The 2,142-nt window shown below is 42.1% G+C and carries 1 protein-coding gene; it reads right to left on the bottom strand.

Going from position 1 to position 2,142, the window contains the following annotated elements; translation table 11 throughout:
* A partial coding sequence (locus KDK17_RS16195; RefSeq protein WP_257288530.1) for a hypothetical protein occupies positions 1-1,862 on the bottom strand: 1,862 nt, incomplete at its 3' end.
* Between the last annotated feature and the right edge of the window lie 280 nt (positions 1,863-2,142).

The raw sequence follows: 2,142 nt of genomic DNA, 5'->3' as shown, positions 1-2,142 counted from the left end.
TCAGAGTCAGGCATGTCGGTATCACTAGTATCAGAGTCAGGCATGTCGGTATCACGAATATCAGAGCCACTAATGTCAGAGCCACTACTGTCATAGCCACTGCTGCCAGTATTAATGGTGTCAGAATCAATACTCTCAGAGTCACTGCTGTCAGAGTTATAAGGAGTCCTCATAGCAAAATTATAGTTATCTATGAACCAATCGACGAAATCATCCAGGTATTCTATCCGTTCTTCCAAGTGTTTTCTCTTCTTCTCTTCTTTGCTGAGTTGTTTTCCTTCTTGTTTCTTTGCTGCTTCGTCAGGTTTAACTCCATAAGGCTGCTGATTGGCATTGATGTCAAAAGTTGCCATATGAAATGCCAGCATCCTGCCTGATTGTTGTATCAGGTCGGCAAATCCTGTACCGAGGGTGACCATTATGACTTGGTAATCATTTTCATCAGGAAAAGTTTTTTGTAATTGTTGCTCTATGTATTGTCTTAAGGCCAGAAGCAATTCTTGAAATAATTCAGGGTTTTCACTTCCCGGGTAGTCTTCTGCATCTTTTAATACCTTTTCGAATATTTTGAATAATGTTTGTTCTTTGTCTTTTATCTCTGAAGAGCTGGTGATGGTGTCATCCCAATTTGATGCGCTAAAATAACTGGAAATGTTGTCAACATGTACCTTTGCCTGTTGTATAACGAAAGGATCAAGAATCAGACTTATGGCATCAATTAAACTCACGAACTGACTATTCGAGGCAACTAATTCTGGTTTTTCTTTACCATACTTTTTTACCAGATAGGACATTCGTTCAGCTGATTTTATATTACGTTGATAAAGGGGCATTTCGTTCTCATTAATCTCATTGTTGAGCAGGGAGGAGGCGGCTATTAGCAATGGTTCGTCCAATGTCTCAGGTTCTTCAGATTTTATGGGATCATTTACTTGTAGCAAAAAACTAAGGCGCATTTCTTCCAGCACTTTCAGGCCATTGAAGACTTTACCAGATTCTTTGACATTTGCTTTCAAAACTTCGTGACTTTCTATTGGTTTTTTTGTACCTAGAAGATCACCTTTTTTGGCAACCAGTCTTCCAATACCAGACAATTTAGTGGCACGAAGCAGAAATGAGCTAAAAAATAAATGAGCCGCTTCAGGGTGTGCTCTCTTTGAATGGATGGCTGTATAGTAACTCACCATCAACATCGCAAGGTTCTCCCGGTCTTCTGGTTTGGTCATATCGACAGGAGATTCGGTACCCCGGATGTTAAACAGAACGTCTATCATCGCATCCTCGACATCGTCAACCACAACATTGAGAGCTTTTAACACTTGCTGAATCATGCTCAGAATTGTCAGGCTCTCATTGGGTGGAGCTACCGGGACGTAGCTCAACATATTGTTTAGGGTTATGGTGTCTTCATCGAAGCCTGTATTGACCCCTTGGATAATGGCAGTAATTTGTGCATGGTTCATTGGTGGGAGCGGAATTTGAATTAAAGGCTGCGGTTGCAGTGCAGCAGCTCCCGCGGATTCTTGCGAATCTGAATCTGTTTTTTCGCTCCGCTCATTTTCATGGTTCATGACAAAGGTAAGATGGGTCGTATTCGGATTGAGAGCAAAAGAAAGGGGGTGGCCTAAATAAGCATTGTGATTAATCAAATCGTCCAGAAAACCAGACTTTTTTATCGCTCTATCTACAACAAATTTCTCTGGCACTGGCGTTGATAAAAGGTTTTCTGCGAGCAAATTTGAACAAGGGGAAGTCATCATGACGAGGCCAAGGGAAGCAGCAACAAACCGGTTGGCCTTGTAACGATGGAAAAATATCGATTGCTTTGCTTTTTCAGGTAATCGAGAAATGGAATAACTCATCAACATCTGCTTTCTTAAGTTTATGGATGCCCAGATAAACTAGTCCATGAATCGCAACAGTGCTCAGGTTTTAGTACCAGCCAGACTCAACCAGATCCCCAGGCCCTGGTTCGAGCTGGCAGTTTGTCGGGAAGCCTGCTGATGGCAATCCGCCTGAAAGAACAGGAGTAAGATTAAAGATAAGCTCCGTCAAGGCTACCTCATGCGAGCATCGTTACTGTCAGCGACTACTGTTAGGGTTATCACTGTCAGAGTCATAAGGAGCTTTCATAGCAAACTC

This window comes from Endozoicomonas sp. SESOKO2, assembly GCF_024606245.1.
GTDB lineage: Bacteria > Pseudomonadota > Gammaproteobacteria > Pseudomonadales > Endozoicomonadaceae > Endozoicomonas_A.
This window is presented reverse-complemented; position numbering and strand designations above follow the sequence as displayed.